General features: G+C 65.8%; 13 protein-coding genes. 7 read left to right on the top strand and 6 right to left on the bottom strand.

Translation table 11 applies throughout. From position 1 onward, the window contains the following. Positions 1-289: 289 nt before the first annotated feature. Complete coding sequence (locus BM085_RS42015; RefSeq protein WP_177245555.1) at positions 290-793, bottom strand: ATP-binding protein; 504 nt, start codon at positions 791-793, stop codon at positions 290-292. Positions 794-1,109: 316 nt separating this feature from the next. Here BM085_RS42015 and BM085_RS42010 point away from each other — a divergent pair, with 316 nt between their 5' ends. From BM085_RS42010 to BM085_RS42000, 3 genes are all read left to right on the top strand, one after another. Continuing rightward, positions 1,110-2,486: a helix-turn-helix domain-containing protein gene (locus BM085_RS42010; RefSeq protein ID WP_177245554.1), complete on the top strand. Its 1,377-nt coding sequence runs from the start codon at positions 1,110-1,112 to the stop codon at positions 2,484-2,486. Positions 2,487-2,543: 57 nt separating this feature from the next. Further along, entirely contained in the window at positions 2,544-2,813 is a 270-nt protein-coding gene (locus BM085_RS42005) for a hypothetical protein (RefSeq protein ID WP_143121330.1), read from the top strand. Between the two features lie 98 nt (positions 2,814-2,911). Next, a complete protein-coding gene (locus BM085_RS42000; protein WP_093892299.1) occupies positions 2,912-3,655 on the top strand; it encodes a dienelactone hydrolase family protein in 744 nt (247 codons plus the stop codon). Between the two features lie 43 nt (positions 3,656-3,698). On the opposite strand, the gene BM085_RS45110 is transcribed toward BM085_RS42000, so the two are convergent. Both BM085_RS45110 and BM085_RS41990 read right to left on the bottom strand, forming a co-directional pair. Further along, positions 3,699-4,784 carry a hypothetical protein gene (locus BM085_RS45110; protein WP_177245553.1) on the bottom strand — a complete coding sequence of 362 codons (1,086 nt, stop codon included), beginning with the start codon at positions 4,782-4,784 and terminating at the stop codon, positions 3,699-3,701. 391 nt (positions 4,785-5,175) lie between these two features. Next, entirely contained in the window at positions 5,176-5,997 is an 822-nt protein-coding gene (locus BM085_RS41990; protein ID WP_093892297.1) for an SAM-dependent methyltransferase, read from the bottom strand. A gap of 276 nt (positions 5,998-6,273) precedes the next feature. Here BM085_RS41990 and BM085_RS41985 point away from each other — a divergent pair, with 276 nt between their 5' ends. Further along, entirely contained in the window at positions 6,274-6,573 is a 300-nt protein-coding gene (locus tag BM085_RS41985; protein WP_143121329.1) for a hypothetical protein, read from the top strand. Positions 6,574-6,672: 99 nt separating this feature from the next. Continuing rightward, a complete protein-coding gene (locus BM085_RS47135) occupies positions 6,673-6,816 on the top strand; it encodes a hypothetical protein (protein WP_425443298.1) in 144 nt (47 codons plus the stop codon). A gap of 60 nt (positions 6,817-6,876) precedes the next feature. Here the strand turns inward: BM085_RS47135 and BM085_RS44050 are convergent, their stop codons facing one another. The 3 genes from BM085_RS44050 to BM085_RS41960 all read right to left on the bottom strand — a co-directional run bounded on the left by BM085_RS44050 (position 6,877) and on the right by BM085_RS41960 (position 14,232). After that, a complete protein-coding gene (locus BM085_RS44050) occupies positions 6,877-7,779 on the bottom strand; it encodes an ISAs1 family transposase (protein WP_177245552.1) in 903 nt (300 codons plus the stop codon). Between the two features lie 601 nt (positions 7,780-8,380). Next, entirely contained in the window at positions 8,381-8,824 is a 444-nt protein-coding gene (locus BM085_RS41965; protein ID WP_093892292.1) for a hypothetical protein, read from the bottom strand. Between the two features lie 95 nt (positions 8,825-8,919). Then, the gene (locus tag BM085_RS41960) at positions 8,920-14,232 is read right to left on the bottom strand and encodes a LamG-like jellyroll fold domain-containing protein (protein WP_177245551.1); all 5,313 of its coding nucleotides are present in this window, start codon (positions 14,230-14,232) and stop codon (positions 8,920-8,922) included. Between the two features lie 251 nt (positions 14,233-14,483). Here BM085_RS41960 and BM085_RS41955 point away from each other — a divergent pair, with 251 nt between their 5' ends. Both BM085_RS41955 and BM085_RS41950 read left to right on the top strand, forming a co-directional pair. Then, positions 14,484-14,780 (top strand): transposase, encoded by a 297-nt coding sequence (locus tag BM085_RS41955; RefSeq protein ID WP_093892276.1) that lies wholly within the window; start codon positions 14,484-14,486, stop codon positions 14,778-14,780. Further along, on the top strand, positions 14,777-15,034 hold a 258-nt coding region (locus tag BM085_RS41950; protein WP_177245550.1), incomplete at its 3' end, for a transposase. The genes BM085_RS41955 and BM085_RS41950, both read left to right, overlap by 4 nt.

Genomic DNA, 15,034 nt, shown 5'->3' with positions numbered 1-15,034 from the left:
GTTTGAAATGGGTGCGGACGCACCGATACCCTTGGGCATGGATCCTTCTCCTGTGCTAGCAGGTTGACTGATCAAGGCCTTGGGCCGGTGTTGATAGCACCGGCTCAGGGCCGTCTTCGTTTGCGCAGGTGACCGGGTTCCCGGTCGCGCCCTTACTGGCTCCTGTGGTCTGTTCACAACCACTTTCGCGCTGTGAGGCACTTTCTACACCTGGAGCGGTGGCTCAGGTGCCCTGAATGCGTAATGTCCGGTTGGTTGGCATGGCCGGGCGGGTCGGCCGGCTCGGGCGCTACGGCTTCTCGGGGGCGGGGGAGCGATCCGCCGGGAGGCAGGGGAAGGTCAGGCGGCTCCCCGAACGGGTGGGCAGCGCGAAGGCGACGGCTTTGCCGGGGGTGCCGGCTGTACCCGAGGTGAAGATCGTGGCGGGGTGGACACGGCAGTGCCCGTTGGAGAGCCGGTGGGTCAGCAGCAGGCCGCGGCCGTTCTCGGCGAGCAAGGGCAGGCCGATCTCCTTCACCGAGCGGAGCAGGTTCAGGATGATGCCGATCTCGTAGAGGTCGGGGTCTCCGTCCGCGACCTCGCACCAGGCGGGGACGCCGTCCAGGCGGAAGATCCGCAGTTCGTACGGCGGGCGGGCGTGTTTCTCCGCGTTGGCGGCCAGTTCCGCCACGATCACCTCCGCGTCGGCGATGTCGTCGTCGCCCACCCCGGCCCGCTGGAGCGCCTCCCGGACGACGGCGCGGGCGCGTCGTGAGGCCGAACCCGGGTGGAGTGTCTTGACCGTGACGCGCACGCCGCCGTGTTCCGTCGCATCGGCCGTCTCCAGGCCGGGAGACGGCCGAGAGAGCGGATCTTCGGCGGGGTGGTGCGCAGCCCGGGGGATGTCGCCGGATGGCCGCATGAAAAACGCTCCGTTCGCTGTCGGTGACCGTGGACAGCAGGAAACGCGAAACAGGCGGAGGGGTGAACACCGAAGTCCGCTCGTTTGGCGGGGACGGGGAACGGCCTGGCCGGGGTGGTCGATTTCTGGTCGTTTCCCCGCGCGGTCTGGTGGGCGGCGACCCCCGAACACCACAATGAGTAGTCAAATGATTACCAAGGGGGACGGCATGGGTGGGGCGCGTCGGCACGGGGGCCGTCCTGATCTGGTCAGGGCGCGTGTGCAGCAGGGCATGAGTCAGGAGTCGGCGGCGCAGGCGCTCGGGGTGACGCCGACGACCTGGGCCCGCTGGGAGCGCGGCGAGCAGGGGGTCCGGGCCTCCTACCGGCCCCGGATGGCCGCACTGTTCGGCGTGTCGGCGGTGGAGGTCGAACGGTGGATAGAGGGCTGGAGCCACGGGGAGACATCATCGTGGCCGACCACGGACTTAGGAGACAGTTCGCCGGCGGCTACCGTGAAGTCGGCCGCGCTTCTGTGGAGGTTGGAGATGGATCCGTCCCGGCGTCACCTGCTGGCCTCGCTGCCGTTCGTGCCCTCGGCACTGGGTGAGTGGCTGGTCTCCTGGAACTACGGCACCCCGGCCGCGTCGGCCGCCCGGCGGGGAGCGGGTCGCGTGGTGGGGCTCGCCGACGTCGCGCGGATCAACGAGGCGCGGAAGGCGTTCGGTCAGATGGACCAGCGGTTCGGGGCCGGGCTGGTCCGTCCGGTGGTCGTGGAATACCTGAACGGGACCGTGGCGCCGTTGCTGCGGGGTCACTACGACGACCGGGTGGGCTCCGAGCTGATGACGGCCGCCGCCGGGATGACCTGGATGGCGGGATGGACGGCCTTCGACCTGAACCGCCACGGCCAGGCGCAGCAGCACTTCGGCCAGGCGCTCAGGCTGGCCAAGACGGGCGACGACCCGCTGACCGGCGTCTGGGCGCTGGCGGCGCTGACCCGGCAGGCGATCCATCTGGAGCAGGGCACCTGGGCGGTATGGCTCGCGCGAGCCGCGGCCGACACCGCCCGCCGGGCCGAGGCACCACCGCGCGTCATGTCGTTGATCCTGGTCAAGGAGGCTTGGGCGACAGCTCTGCAGGTCAAGTCTGCGGAGATTCGGGATGGGCGCCGTGCCAAACAGGTCGAACGCCTGCTCACCGAGGCTGAACGCGCCTATGCCAAGGGAACCACTGACCGTGATCCGGAGTGGACCAGCAGATTCGAGGCGGCGGAATTGAACGCCGAGGTGGGTGTCTGCTGGCGTCTGCTCGGGGAGCACCGGCGAGCGGCGGATTGCGCGGAAGCGGCTGTGACCGAGTTCAGCGAACGCCTTCCTCGGTCCGTCCAGTTCAACCAGGTGCACGCCGCTGAGGCATACCTGGGAATGGGCGAGCTGGAGCAGGCGCTCGGCACCGCGCGAGCTGCCATACCGGTGACCAAGGCATTGACCTCGGCCCGTTCCGTCGACCTTCTCCAGCGGTTCTCCGGTCAGCTTGAGCCGTACGGCGACACCGTGGCGGTCCGTGAGTTCCGCGATCACCTGAACAGCGAGCTGATTGCCTGACCGCGCGTGGGCCGGGGTCGGTCTAAGCAGGCGCGCAGCTTTTGCCAGACACCAGTGGTGACGGACGGCGGCACCGGCAGTGCGCTGTTCGCCGAAGATCCCGACACCGCGGCCCAACTGATCGCCGGCGAAGTCGACAACCTGCTCGCCAAGGTCGCCCAGGCCGCATCGGTCACCATCCGCACGCACCGGCCCGTGCACACGGTTCATGTCTTCGGGCGGCTGCCGTTCGTCCAACTCGCCGACGGTTCGACAATGATCGAGCTCGGTCGTGGGGAGCGCTTCAATGTGGTAGGTTCACCGTCGCCGTGTGGTGCTGCGAACTGAGGAGGTGAGACCGATCAACGTTGTGACAGGTCGGGCCTCCCTCCCTCGCATGGCTTAGGGAGTGCCCGCAGAAGGCATCCCGAAAGGCTTGAACCGCAATGCGTTTCACCTCCCAGACGTCGTCCGACGGCGTCACCGAACAGCTCTTCACCCTTCCCTTCACCTTCGGTGAGATCCCCGGCGTGCTGTGGACGCCGGACGGCGCCACCGGGGCCCGCCCCCTGATCCTGATGGGACACGGCGGCGGCCAGCACAAGAAGGCCCCCGGCATCGTGGCGCGTGCCCGCCGCTCCGCGGCTGAGTGCGGTTTCGCGGTGGTGGCCGTCGACGCGCCCGGCCATGGCGACCGGCTGAGAAGTGCGGAACACGACCGGATCATCGCCGAGATGCGGGCCCGCGCGCAGACCGGAGGAGAACTGGCTCCGGTGCTCGCCGAATTCCACACACTCCTCGCCGGCCAGAGCGTCCCGGAATGGCGGGCGGTCCTGGACGCGGTCCAGGAGCTCGACCACGTCGGCGCCGGTCCGGTGGGCTACTGGGGGATGTCGATGGGCTGCGCACTCGGCGTTCCGTTCGTCGCCGCCGAGCCCCGCGTCCGCGCGGCGGTGCTGGGCCTGAACGGGGCGGAGACCTCGGCCGAGGCCGCCGCACGGATCACCGTCCCGGTGGAGTTCCTGGTGCAGTGGGACGATGAGATGGTGCCCCGGGCGGCGAGTCTGGCGCTGTTCGACGCCTTCGCCTCAGCGGAGAAGACGCTGCACGCCAACCCCGGCAAGCACGCGGAGATCCCGGTGTTCGAGCTGGACAGCACGCTGCGGTTCTTCAGCCGGCACCTGGGCTGACACCGCCGTCGTCCGCGACGCGCTGATCGGGTTCCGCTCCCGATCAGCGCGTCCAGCGCACACCGGTCGGCGTGGCCGGCGGCGTCCAGGTCCGGGAGATCGACGGTGACGAAGGCCGCAGGCCGCTGCGGGCCGTGCGACGTGGGACCGGGTCGTCGCAGAACGGATGGCGGGGGTCGCGTCCGCAGCCGGGGCAGGCGGTGCCGTCGGCGATGTCGGCCGCCAGTCTCCGAAGCGTGTCGTCGAAACGGCGCAGGTGCTCGTAGTGCCCGAACGCCGGATCGTCGGCGAACTTGGCGCAGTAGTCGGCTATGGCGAGCGGGGTGTGGCGGGTCAGGGCCTCGGAGATCTTTTTCAGCAGCCGGGAGCGCAGCCAGGCCGGAGCGGAGCGGTAGTGGCCGGGTAACATGCTGAGCACGTCGTCCGCCATCCGGGTCAGCTCCTTCGGATTCGCCGCAGGCGCCGTGACGGCGCCTGGCGCGGTACGGTCCGCACGCTCGCCTGCGGCGAGAAGCGGAAGGGCTTGTCTGTTCTTCTCGGGGTGCTGGTCTTCTTGCTTTTCTGTTCTTCTTATGGGGGCGGGTTTTCCAACGTTGGTTTTTCCGTCGTAGGTCGTGACCTGCGGGTTCATGAGGTCTGTGCGGGTCGCGGCCAAGAGCGGGTTTTCCGGCGCGGGTGAGGGCGGAGCGCCCCCTTCGGCCGGAGCGGCTCCTTTGAGGTCGAGCCTGGGCGACCAGGGATCACAGAGGATGTAGTCGACGCCGCCGAGCCTGCCGTCGCGGCCGCGCTCGCGTTCGCGCACGAGGTAGCCGGCGGTCTCCAGCTCCCTGACGGCGGCGCGGGTCGCGTCGCGGCCGTCGGGGGCGGCGCAGACGATGGTCTTCTCCGAGACCCGGAAACCAGGCGCGTGCGAGCTCAGCCAGAACAGGATGCCGCGGGCCTTCCACGACAGGTGCGTATCGCGGACCCACCGGTTGGAGACCTGGGTGAACCGCTCGGTGGGGCGCACCGCCTGCCGGACGCCCCGCCCGGCCGCCGAAACCGCGGGGATGGGGTGGAGACGGGTGTTGCTTGCCTGGTCAGAGGGGGTGTTTGAAATGGGGGCGGGCGCACCGATAACCTGGGGCATGGATCTTTCTCCTGTGGTAGCAGGTTGACTGATCAAGGCCTTGGGCCGGTGTTGACTGCACCGGCTCAGGGCCGTCTTCGTTTGCGCAGGTGACCGGGTTTCCGGTCGCGCCCTTACGGGCTCCTGTGGTCTGGTCACAGCCGCTTTCGCGCTGTGAGGCACTTTCTACACCCGGAAGGGGTGCTCAGGTGCCCTTGATCGCGGAATGTCCGGTCGGCGGTCACGGCCGGGCGGGTCGACCGGCTCGGGCGTTACGGCTTCCCGGGGCGGGGGGAGTGATCCGCCGGGAGCAGGGGAATGCCAGGCGGCTTCCCGAGCGGGCGGGGCGTAAGCGGCGGCCTTGTCGTTTCCCGGCGGGGAGGGGAGCCGCGATCGGCATGGGACGGGATCGTCAGGGTTTGCGGGCGATTCCCACGTACGCCATGCGGGCCGTTTCCTCGTCGAAGGGGAGCGCCGCGTCGGGGTCGGTGAACGGCCACACGTTCTCCGCCTTCCGCCCGTTGGCCAGACCGGGAGGGATGAGCGCGAAGTCCCCGAAGAACCGGGCGATCTCCTCTGCCGTCCTGGGGCAGAAGGCCGCGTCGCTCTGCCGGTAGAGCTCGCTGATCCGGGCCGTGCGTTCGGGGGCGGCGTCGCTGCCGACGTGCGAGATGGCCAGGTAACTGCCGGGTGCCATCGCCTCGCGGTAGGCGGCGACGAACGTCTGCGGGTCGTCTTCGTCGGGGACGAGATGCAGGAGGAACATCATGAGGACCGCGACGGGCTCGTCGAAGTCGATGAGCTCCCGGATCTGCGGATCGTCGAGGATCTCCTGCGGCCTTCTCGCGTCTCCCCGCACCATGGCCACCCTGTCGCCCTCGGCCAGCAGGGCGCGGCCGTGCGCGCACACCACCGGATCGCTGTCCACATAGACCACGCGGGCGTCCGGCGCGAGCCGGAGGGCGACCTCGTGCACGTTCTGCTGCGCGGGCAGCCCGGAGCCGAGGTCGAGGAACTGCCTGACGCCCCGGCCGATGAGGTATTCCACCACCCGGCCGATCAGCCTGCGGTTCTCCCTGGTGCCGTCCCGCGTCTCGGGCAGCACGCTCAGCACCAGCTCGGCGAGATCCCGATCAGCTTGGAAGTTGTCCTTGCCGTCAAGGAAGTAGTCGTACATCCGGGCCGCGTTGGGGATGCGCGGGTCCACTCCCAGAGGCGCCTGCTCTGCCGCCATCGGTGCTCTCGCCGTCTGTGTCGTTCTCATGGGTGGAGGCCCAATGATCGTCGGATTTCCCATGGAACGCCACCATTTTGGCCTTTCCGGTATGGGCGATGGCTCCGCCGCGGTGGGCTGCCGGAGGAAAACGCGGACCGGTAGTCCGAACATCGGTTGGGCTCTCCTCCAAGAGGAGGGCGTCGGACCCGTAGAACTGACCCGAACTGATCAAGAAGGCGAAGCGGCTTGATCGTAAACCTCCGGAGTACCGAGAACGATCTCTTGGAGAACGCCGTGGAGGCGCTGTTCTCCGGTTCGAATCGTGACTTCGAATCGCTGGGGATGGGGTGGGTCGACGCCGCCGATTCGCGAATCGACACGAAACTCTCCGGGCTTGGCCAGGGCAGCCCACGGGTCCTTGCCGAACTGCGGCGCTTCCATGGCCTGCGTGACCCGTACTCCGCAGGCATTCCCAAGCGGCTGAACGGCTACTGGAAGAAAGTCGCGGAGGTGAACGGCCTCGACCTCGGCGACGTACGCGTCCAGGCGGAAACCTACTGGCGCGGTCCACCCGCGGTCAGGGCCTGGCGTTGAATTGTTCTGTCCCTATCTGTCTCGCGATCAGATGTTGTAGGCAGCGAAGGCGGCCGCCCGCACGCCTTCGACCGCCAGACTTACAAACAGCGCAACCTGGTGGAACGCTGTTTCGGCAAACTCAAGCAGTGGCGGGCCATCGCCACCCGCTTCGACAAACTCGCCAGCCGCTACCTCACCGGCGCCACCATCGGCTGCCTGATGCTCTGGCTCCACCACGCCGAATTGTCAGACCCTCTCTAGGTGCGGTACCCGTCCTGACCTGGGAATGATCCTCCTTGAACGTCACGTCTCTGACCCAATTCAGCCGATTTTCCACGCACCAGTGCCAGCGCTCGTAGTAGTTGAGGTGGACGGGACCTGCCAGGTCGGCGGGCAGGCTGGTGATGCCGAACACAATCTCTTTGCTGATCCAGGGGCCGTCCGGGGACCGATCCGGCTCGCCGACGTCGCGGCGGAGCCGGAAGGCTTGCCGGGCGCCGGGGAAGAGACCGTCATCGGCGGGGGCGGTGCGGATGGTGCGGCGCTCGCTACGGCCGTGCCCGTGATCGTCATCGATGGCGGTGGCGGCAGTCCATTCGGCATCCGTCCGGACAGCAGGGCGTGCGCGGCGGCGCGGGTCAGCGGTTGGTTGCCCTTCACAATGAGGACGTAGTGGCCGCCCATCTGGGTGATCAGGCGGGCGGTGGTCTTGGTGGTGTGCAACGCGTCCAGGGTCAGGACCATCCCCTCTACCGGCAGGTGGGGCAGCAGGGTGCGGGCGGCGGGGCCCTCGCCTTTCTTGCCGGCGACCTGGCATTGGCCCAGGATGACGCCGTGCTCGTGGCTGATCGCCCCCACCAGGAAGACCCGCCCGCCCTCGGCGGTGCGTGTTCCACGCAGCGCCTTGCCGTCCAGCGCCGCGGCGGGCAGCAGCCCGGGCGGGGCAGGATGAGTGAGTTGCCGTGCTGCCGCGCGTCGCTGTTCACGCTCAGCGGGGCCGGGGGTGTCGGGGATCTGCGGTACGGGCACCTGATGGTGGACGACATCGGCGGCGTAGCCGCTGATCGCGGTGTCCCGTGCATCGGCGTCCAGTTCGGCCAGGACCCGGCGGAAGGTCCGTTCGCTCGGGACGGTGAACAGCCCGGTGAACGGATCGCGGTAGGCGCCCAGCCGCTGGAGCACCTGTTGAGAGGTCCGGGCGGACCACTGCCAGATCACCGCCACGCTGTCACCGGCAAGATGACCGCCAGCGGATGCCGCAGCCCACAGGACGAGCGCTGATCGGGCACCGTCACCAGCCGGCGCATCAGCGCCGATTCCACCGCGAGCGGGCCGGCGACCAGTTCCGCTTCCCACAGCGCCAGGTCGGCGAGCTGGTCAAGACACGGGACGGGGGCTGGTCAGGGAAGATGGGGACACGAGCGCGGCTCCTGCGACGATCCTACGGTTTGGAGACCTGAAAGATCAGCAGAAGTCGCGCTCTTTCGTATGCCACCTGCCGAAACCCTCAACCGCGCCATACCGCATCAAAACTCAAGAACGCCGGGGCCCTGACCTCAGTACGGGGAGAGAATCGTCTGCGAGAGGGTTGACGCGGCGCCAGTAGTAAATCGGCGCCCGCCTCAACCCTGACGCCGATCGTGATCCCAACTGTGGCCTGGATCCGCGGCTTCGCACCTACGTGAAGCCAACGACAATGGGTACGGCCCGCGCGGCATGGACGCAGAGTACGACTGGTACCAGGACCGCGATGGGGACGGCGTGATCTACGAACCCTGACCGCTAACGGCGGTGGCCCACCGGCTCGGGCGGGCCACCGCCAGCCTCAGTGGTCCAGCCAGAATTGGAGCTTGAGCAGAGTGAAGCTAACGATATCCGTCGTGAACTCTTCGTGGCCGAGAGACTTGCGGTGGATTCTGACCTGCCAGACGCTGTTCTCTCTACCAAGGTCGAATTCTTCGTTGCAGGACACATCTCCGGAATATTGTTCGACGCTGTTAATCTTTCCGGAGGTCAGGCGCACGCTTCCGGACCAGGTCCTGTCCCAGGTGTCGAGGACAGGTGGTGGCCCGTCCCAGAGTTCGTATTTGATCAGACATCTTTCGCTGCCGAGCTCGTCGATCACGATCCCGTCGTCGCCGGTGCCAATCCAACCTTCCGCGTCGGTGGGGATCTCATTGAGAACCCAATTCTTCCCAACGCCTGCGACACCGGACAGGTATTTTTCTATCTCTCTCCGGTCAAGGAGTTCGGTGATGATGCTTGCCATGATCTTCCTGACACTTCCGAGGTCGAGGCGAGAGTGAGAGGTAGGGCCTATCCGGGCGCTGACCAATCAGCGCCCGGATAGGCCCTTTGATGAGGTTACTGGATGTCAACCCAGAACGGGTCGTTGTTCAGAATTCGATTGTTCTGGAACCATGCATTCAACACGGTTCCATGCATCTGATTCTCGGCGGATTCTATCAGCCAAACCGAGAAGTTGTGTGGAGGTTTGGCGCGCGCTGCACCTTGCAGGGTCGCTGCGAACGGGAACTCATCGCAATCATATCCCTCCTTCGGCTTGATTTCTTTAGTGCAGACGGCTTTGGCGGTAGTGCGAATCCCGTCCTTTGTCGGCTGATATCCATTGCGATACAGCAGATCCTTCAGCCTCCAACTTCCGCCCGGGATCGCCTTCGCCTGAGTCAGGTCAGGATAGGAAGCTCCTCCTGGTTTGGGATATGTAAATGACCCAGGAGTGAGCGCGCGCTTGATGTGATCATACATGTTCGGGAATTGTATGACGTCTCCATTTTTTGTGACGGCGAAGTCATCCCTGGTCATCGTAAACGACATAACAGCTGCCTTGTGAATGCATCCACCGTACAAATACCAGTCGATCTGAGGGGATGTGTCGCAGCGGAACGTTCCTGCGCCATAGATCGGCGTACTGGAAATCGAGCCGTCAAGCGGATGCTTAACGACTATTGCATAATTGACCGTACAGTCGCTTATCTGGTGATATCCCGAACCCTTGCTAGCGGAGAAGAAATCTTCTCTAGCCCATTCGGGCCGCGAGCTTGCATTTTTCCATTGGGATACAGGGTAGTAATCGAGCATTCCAGTTGCGGAGTTGTGGGAGCAGTCGGCGCTCTTCGTCGAGCCCCACTTAGTGGTGAAGGCAAATTGGGGATCCTTGTTGCCCTCGATTTTGTCGATAGTGATGTGTTTGCGGACCGCGAACTCGCGCTTTTCCCGCTCCCCTTGGAGGTACGTGAGCTGGCGCCCCCACACCCTGCCTATCCTTACAGGAAGGAAGGGGATGCTTTCATCCCAAATGACTATCATGAAGCCGGAGGAGTCACAATAGGAGAAGGAGCTTGTTGTGAGAGATGAGCCGCCGACAATCGCCGCGTTGTAACATTGCTGAAAATTCAGCGTCGGCGTGACGCCCCCTCGCACGCTGCGAAGCTGTCGCTTGACGACCACCGGGTCAGGGGCTGCCGCTATGGCGGCGGTTCGGAGCCCTACCTCGGAGGTGTCGACGATGAGGTCATGCCAGTCGGTCCAGGCACTCTCGCTGCCTGCGCCGGTGACACGGGCTCGCCATCTCACCTCCTGACCGGCCTGCAGTCGGTCCTTGGGGATCTGCAGCGCCACCCGGGAATCACCAGGCTTCGCGGTGGCCTGGCCTGACCAGATCAGCCGCTTGCCCTTGGTGATCTTGTACGACTTGGCGGGCTTGTGTGCGACTTCCACTTCCACCTTCACCTCGCCGCCGCGCCCAGCGGAGAGCCAGGTGGTCAGGCGGGGGGTGAGGGTGGGAGCGATGGTAACGCCGTCTACGGTGCGGCTATCGTTCACCGCCAGCTTCTCGATCCCGGGGGCGGGGACGGCAGCGGCGCTTGTGCGCAGCTGTTGCACTGCCCCACTTGTTGCCGCGGCGGCCCCGACGGGGGTGTTCATGTCGGTTTGGATCTGGCTAGCGGTCTGCGCGATGTTGTAGATGCGCACCTCGTCGATCAGGCCGCTGAAGAACTCACCCCAGGCGTTGTTCCCTCCGAGGTAGACGGCGCCGCCGTCATCGATGAAGTCTCCGGTGATGGCTAACTGACCTACCTGCGTGCCGTTCACGTACAGCTTGGCAGTAGCGCCGTCGTAGGTGAGTGCCAGGTGGCTCCACGTGTTGATTGACAGTGCCGTGGTGCCCTTGGGGCTGACCTGTTCGCCTTCGGTGGTGAGCAGCCAGCCGGCGGGAACGCTGCTGTCGGAGGCGTACAGACCGTACGGTGCGCCGTCTCCGGAGGAGAGGACCTTCATGGCGACCGTACGCCAGCCGGTCACGCTGGTGGGTTTCACCCAGGCTGAGAGGGTCATGCCACTGGTCAGGCGCAGCGAGGCAGCGTCACCGACGGTGACCATGCTGGTGGTGCCGTTGAACGACAGCGCCTTGCCGAACTTGCCAGCAGAGGCCCAGTTCGTGTCAACGGCGGTGCCAGTGTTGTTCTGCCCAGAGGAGTCCGAAACCGTCGTGCCAGCGCCCTGTTCCATACCGTAGGTCGCCACGAGCCCGGGCACCGGCGTGGGGGTCGGCGTGGGGGTCGGCGTAGGGGTCGGCGTGGGGGTCGGCGTGGGGGTCGGCGTGGGGGTGGGACCGGAAACCCCGATGGGGGTGTTCATGTCGGTTTGGATCTGGGTTGCGGTCTGCGCGATGTTGTAGATGCGCACCTCGTCGATCAGGCCGCTGAAGAACTCACCCCAGGCGTTGTTCCCGCCGATGCTCACGGCTCCGCCGTCGTCGTCTAGTTCGCCGCTGAGCGGGACTTCGGTGACTTGGCTTCCGTTGACATACAGCCGCGCGGTGGTGCCGTCATAGGTGACTGCCACATGGCTCCAGGCGTTCGTGGCCAATGGCGTGGCTCCGTCAGCCTGTGACGCCTGGCCACCAGTCTGCAACCAGCCTGAGGGGCCGGTGGTCCCGTTTGAGGCGTACAACACGTACGAGGCGCCCTCCTCGGAAGCGAGCTGCTTCGCCACTACTGTGCGCCAGCCTGTCACGCTGGTGGGTTTCACCCAGGCAGACAGGGTCATGCCGCTGGCCAGGTGCAGCGAGGGGGCGTCGCCGATGGCGACCATGCTAGTGGTGCCGTTGAATGACAGTGCCTTGCCGAACTTGCCGGCAGAGTTCCAGCTCGTGTTAGCCGCGGCGCCGGTGTTGTTCTTCCCAGAGGAGTCAGCCACGTTCGTGCCCGTGCCCTCGTTCATGCCGTAGGCCGCCACCAGCCCCGGAATCGGGGGCGGTGCGTCCGCGCCCGTCGTGAACGACCAAATGTAGGGCGTCATGATATTGCCTGAGGTGTCCTTGGCGTTGCCGACCTCGACCTGGTACGCCGTCTGGGCTGCGAGCCGAGCTGCCGGTGTGAAGGTCCATTCGGCGCTTCCGCTACCGCCTGCTAGCGTTCCCTGCACGAGTGCGTTTGACGGGTCCTTGACCGTGAGCTGTACCTCGGACACCGCCTCGTTGAACGTCACCTTTACGGTGGTGTTCAGCGGCGCGTTCATGGCGTCCCGGCCCGGCTCGGTCCCAGTCACAGTCGGCGTGTCGGTGTCGGACCCGGCAGTGGTGAACGACCACGCGTGCGCCGCCATCACGTTGCCAGGGTAGTCCTTGGCTCCATTGACTTCAGCGGTGTAGCCGGTTCCGGCGGTCAGAGGCGCGCTCGGGGTGAAGGTCAGTGTGGTGTCTGCCGTGTCTATAGCCGCATTCCCTGCTACCTCGGCGCCCTGTGCGTCCTTCACCACGATCTGGGCATCGGTCACCGGCTCGTCGAATACCGCCGTGATCACACTGCCGACCGGAACGTCAGACTGATCGTTCGAGGGAGTGGTAGTCGAGACCTTCGGTGGTGTGGTGTCCTCGGGGGGAAGGGGATTGGGGTCGGGCAATGTTTCATCCGACGGCGGATCATCGTCGCCGTGGAGTCCGTTCACCAGCTCCTGATCGGTGAGCTCCTCTGGATAGTGCGCGTCCAGAAGGCGGGTCTTGGCCGACCTGCCCTTCGCTATCGCGTCGGCCATCGCCTCTTCCGGCGAGAGGGGCTTCGTCGGAGGAAGCTGATCAACGTAGACGTTGCCCGACTCCATCCATGCCTTGTCCTCCTCATACGTGGTCTCAGGGGGCGTAGAGCCTTCATAAGCGCGGGGCACCACGAGATACTTTGGGGGTGCCGGAGTGTATTGAACGAACAGGACAGGGCCACGAGGAGAGTATTCGCCCCAGTACCCGTACTCCGAGGAGCGGTACCAGCGCCAGTTGGTGATGTCGCTCTCGGCGACGGCGCTGAGGCGGACACCGTAGTCCTTCGCCCCGTCCATCCAGCCTTGAACCATCTCCTCGATGGAGTAGTACAGCTCACCCTCGCCGCGTGAGCAGTCGATGTCGTAGGCGCCCTTATTGGCGGCGAACGCCTGGCCGGTCACCGAAGGTTGGTTGCTCAAGTTGAGCGTGTTGATGTTCCAATCGGTGATGATCGGGCGGGCGATGATCCCGGAGTTGATCTCGGAGTCGCAGGTGTTGGACTGGTAGTTCCACAGCCGCAGGTCGGCGTTTTCGACCGTGCCGCCCATCAGCGGGGTGTTAGCGATGTTGAAGCGGATGTAAGCCCGCCAGGTCACGCTGCCACTGTTGGACTTGCCCGCGATGATGCGGTCCAGGCTCTGGTTGGTGGAGCTGCTGGGGTAGCTGTCGCTGACGAAGGTATCGCCGTCCAAGCCGGTGCCAGTCCAGGTGTCGGAGGCCGCCACCATGGTGACCGGGTAGGTGACTGCGGGGTCGGCGAGGAATCCGGCGTCGAGGGAGATCACCAGTTCCTGGCCGGTACCGGTCTGTGCGGCGGTCATGGCCGCGGTGCCGACCCGGCCCTTTTCGGGGTCGGCAACCGCAGCCGCGTCCATCATCTGCGCCGTGGTGATGTCGACGAGTTCCTTGCCGCCCTTGTCGGCGAGCAGGGCCAAGTCTCCGGAGGTGTTCTTGCCGTAGCGCATCCCCTTGGGCAGGTCCACGGGAATGCGGATCTTCAACTTGCCGGCGGGTCGCTCGCGGATCACTACATCTTGCCGGAAGCCGGTTGGGGTGGCGGTGACGACCAGGTCGACACCCTTGCCGTAGACCGACGGGTAGGTGGCTGTGTTATTGATCAGGCGCGGCTTGGGCAGCTTGCCGGTGGCGGCGACCGCGGCCTTGCCCTTCTCATTCTTGATCTTCACCAAGGCCGTGTCGCCACCGGCTGACAGGGTCAGGTCGCCCTTGATGGCCTTGGGCTTAATGACGCCGTCTTGTTCGACCAAGCGGGTGTCGATCGACTGCCAGGCCCCGTCCTTTTGCACCCGGATGGGGGTGGAATGCACCTCGGCGTAGTAGGTCTTGCCATCGGGGTTGACGTAGGTGGTTGAGGTCTCCGTCCGGTAGGCCTCGATCTCGATGCGCTTGTTCTGCTTCTTGGCCTCGGCCTTCGCGGAGGTCAGTGGGTCTGCTGCAGGAGCCGGTGCCGTGGAAGCAGAGGGCGTGGGGGTGGAGGTGGGGTCAGCGGCAGCTGGCAGTGCTACCAGCAAGGAGGTTGACAGCCCGAAAAGGGCTATCAGGGAGGGGCGGCGGCGGCGAACGAGCGCGCCAAGCCTAAGGGGATGTGTCTTCACTCCGGCCTTTCTTGATCTTTCCAGCCAAACTGGATGATCTTCACACAAAGACCAAACATAAGTAAAGATCACTGCGAATAAATGGAGGGGATGTCCAGATCCGGTCATCGAGGAGGCCGTACGGCCGCATGCATGAGCTCCCCATAGGTGGGCTTCCCCTCGTAACGTAGAGACATCGCCTTAAGGGGGAAACGGCGATGACTGGGCTTCCCCTCGTAACGTAGAGACATCGCCTTAAGGGGGAAACGGCGATGACAGAGACACGACGGAAGTTCGATCAGGACTTCAAGGACGGTGCGGTCCGGATCGTCGAGGAGACGGGCAAGCCGGTCGTGCGGGTGGCCCGGGAGTTGGGTGTCAATGCGGGCACCCTGGCCAATTGGGTGAACATGGCTCAGCAGCGGCGCCGGGCTGGTGGCGATGGCCTGGGTGAGGACGAGCGTGCCGAACTGATCCGGCTGCGCCGAGAGGTCGCTGAGCTGGCGATGGAGCGTGATGTGCTCAAACGCTCGGTGGCCCTCTGGGTCAAGGACGCGATGGGCCGGTGAAGGTGGCCGCTTTCATCGCCGCTCAGAGGGCCGAGCACGGTGTTTCGCACGCGACCGCGTGCCGGGCGCTGGGGGTGTCGCAGGCGTGGTTCTATAAGTGGCGTGCGCGTGGGCTGTCGGCGCGTGCGGGGCGCCGGCAACGATTGGACGCCGCGGTCGCGGCGGTCTTCCGCCAGAGGGGCGGCCGGGACGGCTCCCCGCGGGTCACCGTGCGGCTGCGCCAGGCCGGATGGCGGGTGAGTGAGAACACCGTG

The sequence above is a fragment of the Streptosporangium canum genome, assembly GCF_900113865.1.
GTDB classification, from domain to species: domain Bacteria; phylum Actinomycetota; class Actinomycetes; order Streptosporangiales; family Streptosporangiaceae; genus Streptosporangium; species Streptosporangium canum.
This window is presented reverse-complemented; position numbering and strand designations above follow the sequence as displayed.